General features: G+C 47.7%; 5 protein-coding genes. 1 reads left to right on the forward strand and 4 read right to left on the reverse strand.

Annotated elements, in window-relative coordinates; genetic code table 11:
• Positions 1–21 precede the first annotated feature (21 nt).
• Both AC4GL5_RS13670 and AC4GL5_RS13675 read right to left on the reverse strand, forming a co-directional pair.
• The gene (locus tag AC4GL5_RS13670; RefSeq protein WP_490383347.1) at positions 22–1,515 is read right to left on the reverse strand and encodes a sensor domain-containing diguanylate cyclase; all 1,494 of its coding nucleotides are present in this window, start codon (positions 1,513–1,515) and stop codon (positions 22–24) included.
• Between the two features lie 150 nt (positions 1,516–1,665).
• Positions 1,666–2,595 carry a histone deacetylase family protein gene (locus AC4GL5_RS13675; protein ID WP_490383348.1) on the reverse strand — a complete coding sequence of 310 codons (930 nt, stop codon included), beginning with the start codon at positions 2,593–2,595 and terminating at the stop codon, positions 1,666–1,668.
• A 107-nt stretch (positions 2,596–2,702) separates the two neighbouring features.
• Between AC4GL5_RS13675 and AC4GL5_RS13680 the strand changes: the two genes are divergently transcribed.
• A complete protein-coding gene (locus AC4GL5_RS13680) occupies positions 2,703–5,465 on the forward strand; it encodes a bifunctional acetate--CoA ligase family protein/GNAT family N-acetyltransferase (protein WP_490383349.1) in 2,763 nt (920 codons plus the stop codon).
• 70 nt (positions 5,466–5,535) lie between these two features.
• Here AC4GL5_RS13680 and pdxH read toward each other — a convergent pair whose 3' ends face one another.
• Both pdxH and AC4GL5_RS13690 read right to left on the reverse strand, forming a co-directional pair.
• Complete coding sequence (gene pdxH / locus AC4GL5_RS13685; RefSeq protein ID WP_490383350.1) at positions 5,536–6,180, reverse strand: pyridoxamine 5'-phosphate oxidase; 645 nt, start codon at positions 6,178–6,180, stop codon at positions 5,536–5,538.
• A gap of 127 nt (positions 6,181–6,307) precedes the next feature.
• On the reverse strand, positions 6,308–6,913 hold the full coding sequence (locus tag AC4GL5_RS13690; protein ID WP_490383351.1) for a MarC family protein: 606 nt from the start codon (positions 6,911–6,913) through the stop codon (positions 6,308–6,310).
• Positions 6,914–6,992 lie beyond the last annotated feature (79 nt).

Consider the following 6,992-nt stretch of genomic DNA (forward strand, 5'->3'; position numbering starts at 1 on the left):
ACTTTTACGGTGGGTTAATATCTAAGCAGCCCCGAATACCAGTGCTCTGTCTCGCCCGCTTTTTTTAGCCTGGTACATCGTTTTATCCGCTGCATCAAGAAGCCTTTCTGCCGTAGGGAATTCGCGTTGGCCTGGAATATAACTCGCAATGCCAACTGATGCGCAAATAGTAATCATAATGTCGGTTGCAACATTTATGGGGTTGCGCTGCAGGAACTCTCGAATGCGTTCAGCAATGGTCAGGCCGACATCTGTTGTGACGCCAGGCATTATGATGACAAACTCTTCGCCGCCATACCGCCCCACGTAGCCTCCCTTACCTGCCGCTTTTAAGAGTGTGCGGGCAAAATGTTTAAGTGCAGTATCACCCGCCTGATGTCCATATTTGTCATTGACCTGTTTGAAGTGATCGATATCCAGAAACATGACAGTCATCGGTCGGGCATTTTCTGTTGAATGCTTAAAGGCTTTTTCGGATATTGTCTCGATGTAAGCGCGATTAAAGACGCCGGTCAGAATGTCTTTCTTAAGCTGCTCTTTAAGCTGTTCTTCACTGGCTTTTGCTTCGAGTGCCTCGTCTCGGGCTTTTGCAAGGTCCTGCATTAGTTTTATATTACGAGCCGCAAGCTGATGCTTGGCATCTTCAATGAGTTGACCGACAGAAAATGAGGTTTGTAAATCTGTTTCAAAGACTTCATTTAGAGCGGGCAGTTGCGCTGAGACCTCCTCAACAATCTCTGTTATTTGGCGTGTGTTGAAGAGGTTGCACTTATTGCTATTTTTAATCAGCCTACCCATGGTGCTGGGTTTTTCATTTTGAGTCCAAAGCTCAGCAAAGTGACTTGAAAAAACGATGATTTGTTCATCAATAGACAGATCTTCTTTGACAGACCTGTGGCTGTTTTTAACCAGATTGACATAAAAACTGGGCATGCCCCAATGTTCAAGAAGCCAGGCACCCACTTCAGAGTGATCTGTTGCAAACTCACTACGTTCAAACTTAACGAGTTCATAGTGATCTGTCGCGCTGTGAAAAATAACACCGTAGCGATCCATTTCGATCTCATTCAGTGCAAGCATACCGATGTCTTGAATAAGTCCTGCCAGAAAAAAACGCTCCGGTTTTTTTTGCCCCATTTTTCCAGCCAGAACGCGCCCCAGGACCCCAGATAGAAGACATCTTCGCCAGTAGGTCTGATGGTCCATTGTATTGGTCTGGCTGTCGTACATCGCTTTGGCAAAGGAAAAGCTCAACGCCAGTGTCATTGTCATATCAAGGCCAATACGGGTGATGGCGTCTTTTACGGAATCAATCGTTCGGGCCCCCATGTTGGCGGCCGAGTTAGAGAGGGCGACAACTTTGGCGGACAGGGCAGGATCTTTTTCAAGGATGCCAGCGATCAAAGCAGAGTCGGTATCATTTCGCTTGGCGTGCTCAATGACCTGATAGGCTACGGCAGGAAGTGAGGGGAGTGTTTGACAGTTTTCTAATTTTTCTTCTAAAACCGATTGCATCAAGCACTCCTGGCACGGTCGTGACTACTTCTATCCATAGAAAAATGCGGAGGACAGGATAGCTACCATAAACCACTAAAGTATATCACTTTTTTCCCCTTTTGAATCATCCTGTCGGTCAGTTGGCAATCCCTTGACTGCTGTCAGTATCTAGAGGCCTTTCAGGGCTTCGATGTGCTTGTGCGCAGCACTGCCCAGTGCGCTTAGGTTATAACCACCTTCTAAGACTGAAACAATCTTTCCATCGCAATAGGTTCGCGCGACATCCATGATCATCTTGGTGACCCAAAAGAAGTCCTCGTCAATCAGATTGATCTCGCCCATGGGGTCTTCTTTGTGGGCATCGAAACCTGCAGAGATAAATATCATCTCTGGGCGGTGCATCTGTAAGGCAGGTAACCAGGTGTCTTCAACCAACTTGCGGAATTCGGGGCCGTTGCAACCGGCTTTTAAGGGCGTATTTACAATATTCTCCCATTCAGAGTCAGCGAATCGCCATGGAAAATAGGGGTGCTGAAAGCTTGAACAGACCAGTACGTCAGGATCATCTTTGTAGATATCGACAGTGCCGTTGCCGTGGTGGACATCAAAGTCGATGATGGCAACTTTTTTAATGCCAAAATTATGCCTGGCATGTTCAACACCGATCGCAACATTATTAAGAAAGCAAAAGCCCATGCTTTCCACTCGTTCGGCATGATGACCGGGGGGGCGAACAGCACAGAAAACATTATCTGCCTGGTTTTTCAGTACTTGCTCTGTTCCCCGTACCACAGCCCCTGCCGCCATCGTTGCGGCATGCATAGTCCGGTGCCCCATCAGGGTGTCATCATCAATCTGAACCAGCGGAGCGCCTTCCTGTGGTTGACTCAGCTCAAGGGAGAGCACATGAGCTCTTGGGTGAACACGTATAATCTGTTCTTCAGTAGCTGGTCGGGCGTTATAATGCTGCAATTCCTGAGCAAGTGCGCTACGTTCAAGTTGTTGATTGATTGACGATATCCGGTGTGGGCTTTCCGGATGCCAAGGCCCCATGTCATGAAGCATGCACTCTGAGTGACTGATGTATGATGTGATCATTTAAACCCTCCCTAATCATACAAGTTTAATAAAGTGAGCATATGGGAGATACTGGCATATAGTCGATAATGCAGCGCAGCATCCAATAAAATGCGGAGTGATTTTTTGTGGGTACTCGTTTTCTAAAGTATTTTTTTGAGCCAAAGTCCATTGCTGTTTTCGGTGCTTCCGAAAAAGAGTTCAGCATGGGGGGGCAGGTTATCCGGAATCTTCAGGATGGACAGTTTCCGGGTAAAATTTTTGCAGTAAACACCAAGGGTTATGATGAGGTTTTTGGTGAGAAATGTTACCCCAGAGCAGAAGCTTTGGAGGAGATTCCTGAGCTGGCAGTCATCTGTTCTCCACCGGAGGTCGTTCCGGATCTTGTGGGTCGGCTGGGTCACCTGGGGGTTAAGGCGGCATTAGTTCTGACAGGGGGGTTATCCCGGACTAATAGCGCACAAAGCTTAGTGGATCCACGCCATAAATCCCTAAAAGATGACATGCTGGCTGCAGCCCGTGAATCCGGTATTCGTATCATGGGGCCTGAGTGTCTGGGTGTATTGGTTCCTGGGCGCAAGCTGAATGCCAGTTATTCATCCGGAAACGTAAAGCCAGGAAAGGTTGCTTATATCGGTCAGTCAGGAATGCTTGGCAATGCCATGATCGATTGGGCAAATGGCCGTGGTATCGGCTTCTCCCATGTGGTTACGCTGGGTGATAGTGCAGACGTCATGATCGCAGACGTGATTGATTATATTAATCGCTACAGTCACGCGCAGGCTATTCTTCTGCATCTCGAATACATCAGTGATTCCCGTCACCTTATGACAGCAATTCGTGAGGCCTCGCGGAACAAACTGGTTCTTGCGATTAAAAGTGGGCGCATCGTTTCTTCTTTTGAAGGTCCTGTCCTTAATACTCCGGGACTGGTTAACCGTGACCAGGTTTACACGGCTGCACTGAACAGGGCAGGTGTTGTGAGGGTTAATGACGTCGAGGAGCTTTTTGATGCACTTGAGTCCCTGTCGCGAATAAAGCCGGTATCCGGAGATCGTTTGGTCATTGTCAGTAACGGTATTGGTCCCAGTATTCTGGCGGCAGATAAGCTGCTGCTTTCAGGAGGCAAGCTGGCGAAGCTTTCCGAAGAAACCCGAGCGAAACTTCATGAGTGTTTGCCTTCCGGCTGGTCAGATTCTAACCCCGTTGATATTGGGGGAGATGCAATGCCTGATCGTTTTGTTCAGGCATTGGAGGTTTTATCCAATGCTCCTGAGGTTGATGCTGTATTGGCAATTCATGCTCCAACACGTTTGGCACCAAGTGCGGATACCGCGTCGGCAGTTATTAATCAACGAGGTAAATTTCGAAAGAGTGTTCTGACTTGTTGGATGGGAATGGAAGAGGCTCGGCCTGCCCGTAAAGAGTTTAATTTGGCGGGTATGCCAACATACAGCTCCCCTGAGCACGCTGTTCAGGCCTTTATGCATATGGTCAACTACCGCCGAAGTCAGGCGTTGCTGCAGGAAGCTCCTCCAAGTATCCCACATGAAACCCCTTATGAAGTTCGGCGAAGTGCCCGCAAGCTTATCTCCCGTGCCCGCAAAGAGGGCAGAAATGCGTTGACTCATCAGGAGAGTACGCAGGTATTGGCCGCTTATAACATTCCTGTGACCCAAACCTGGTATGCCAAGGATGAGAATGCAGCTGCAATCATTGCGAGTCAGCAGAATCAGCCTCTGGCAGTAAAAATTGTTCATGAAACCAACTGCAGGCCATTTGTCTATCGCAAGCACCCTCATAAAGTCTCGGCAGGTTTGCTGCAGGATATTCAAACCCCTGATGCGATGCGAAAAGCAGTTGTCAGCCTACGCGATAAGGTTAATGAGAAGTTCCCTCAAAGTACGATTTATGAATATTGCATTCAGCCTATGCATCGCGGTAAGCATTCAATGCTGTTGAATATGGGGATAACACGGGACCCGGTTTTTGGCCCGGTTATCCTTTTCGGTATTGGTGGTTACAAAGAAAATGTTCTGGCTGACCGACACGTCGCGCTGCCTCCTTTGAACATGACGCTGGCCAACGAGCTGATTAAGCGTTCACACGCCTACCGGCTTATCAAAGAGCACAGCGATAATCCGGCTGAAGATATTGAGTCTATTTCCGGGGTGCTGGTCAAGTTAAGTCAGCTGGCCGCTGATATCCCTGAGCTTCAAGGTTTGGAGATTAATCCTTTGATTATTAACCGGGATGAGATGCTGGTTGTGGATGTGAAGATAGATCTTGGTGAGCCAAGTTATCATGCCATCATGCCTTATCCGGAAGAGCTTCGGGAAACGCTCACACTTAAGACAGGTCGCCTGGTTGAGGTGAGACCTATTCGAGCCGAAGATGCATCAGCGTTGTCTCAGTTTCATGGACAGTTGAGCGAACAGAGCATTCGATTCCGGTATTTTCATAACAAGGCAGAGCTGAGTAAACGGGATCTGGCCAATCTGACGATTATCAATTATGACCGCCAGATGGCATTTATTGCTGAAGAGATTAAGGCAGATAATGAACGTGAGATTTTGGGTGTTGTTCGGGTGTGGACCGATCCAGACAACATACGTACCGAGTTCTCTGTGCTGATTCGCGATGATCTTCAGGGTGAGGGCTTGGGCGCCTTACTTATGCGCAAGATGATAAAGTATTCCCGAAGCGTCGGTACTCTTGAGATGATAGGTAAAATCCTAGTAGAGAATCATCCGATGCGAGGCCTGATGAGGCACTTGGGCTTCCAGTGTCATTACAATGCGGAAGAGCAGGTGATAGATGCGGTGATGCCTCTGAATGAGCCTCAAAATGAGTGGCAGAGGCACCGGCTTGAGAACACCAGCGGGGTTTAATAGGTCGTTCAGATATAAAAAAAACCGACAACTTAGTTGTCGGTTTTTTTTATCTGGTGGGGCGAAAAGGTTACGGTGACAGTCTTTCAATGTTCCATTTGCCACCGGCTATGACATACCGAAAACGATCGTGAAGGCGACTTGGCTGTCCCTGCCAGAACTCAAACAGGTCTGGGACGATACGATACCCTCCCCAGTGTGGAGGACGAGGGATCGGGTCTTCGCCGGCGAATTGTTCGCTGAATTGGTCGTAGCGTTGTTCGAGCCATTCACGGTTAGGAATTACAGCGCTCTGCTTAGAAACCCATGCACCAATCTGGCTTTCGATCGGGCGGCTCTGGAAATACTCTTCAGACTGCTGAGGAGAGATACGTTCAACCGTACCGTCGATACGAACCTGACGTTGTTTTTCACCCCACCAGAAGACAAGGGAAGCGAAAGGGTTGCCTGCAAGATGCATCCCTTTTTCACTTTGGTAATTGGTGTAGAAAACAAAACCACGGGAATCGATACCTTTCAGTAAAACAATTCGCGATGCAGGACGGTTTTCCGGTGAAATAGTCGACAGTGTCATGGCATTTGGATCAAAAGGCTCGCTTTCGACAGCTTGGTCAAACCAGCTTTGGAACTGATCAAATGGATTATTTGCCAGATCCTGCTCGGTCAGTGCCTCCTGATCAAAAACCCGGCGCAATGAGGAAATGTCCTGATTCATAAATAAATATCTCTTTGTCTTCGATAAGATCTCTCAATCATAAACCTTGATTATCTCTGAGCCAACCAAGGGGGCTGTCGTATGGGGTTATTTGCTTAGAAAAGCTGACCTGACACCATAAATGGTCTTACAGTTGTAAAAAATTCTTGATGCCTGAGAAAACAATCTGAGCTGCCATTGCACTCAGAATGAGGCCTGTCATTTTGCTGAGAATATTCAGGCCTGTTTTGCCCAGGATTCTTTCAATCTGGCTCGATACGTGAAGCAGTGCTCCGAGAGAGCACAGCGCAAACATGAGTGCGCTGACTCCAATTAAGGTCTCAGTTGTCGTTTTTAATTCAGCGCCATAAACCAGAATGGCACCGATTGTTGCCGGGCCTATGATTGTTGGGATCGCAAGGGGAACAACCGCAATATCGTCACTGTTTTGTTCCGGAACACCGGTGGCGTGGTTACGAACACCATCTTTAACCAGACTGACTGCTGATAAAAAGAGAAGGCAACCCGCACCAATTCGAAACGAATCCAAAGTGATGCCCAAAACTTCGAATAGCGTTGTTCCAAAGAAAAAGAGGATAAGGCTAATGAGAGCCGCAGAGAGTACAGCCCGGTTGATCGTTGTCTGCTTTTCATGCTTTGTATGACCTCGCGTCAATGCAAGAAACATAGAAACAACGAAGAAAGGGGCGAATAAAAAGAAAAACTGGATAAAGGTGGAGACGAAAAGCGACATACTTCATTTGGCCTCAAAAGAGAGAAAAGGTAGTGTTCAAAATTCTGTGTCACCCCTATAGTTTACCCTCTACAGGGAG

Source organism: Oceanospirillum sp. (genome assembly GCF_982874595.1).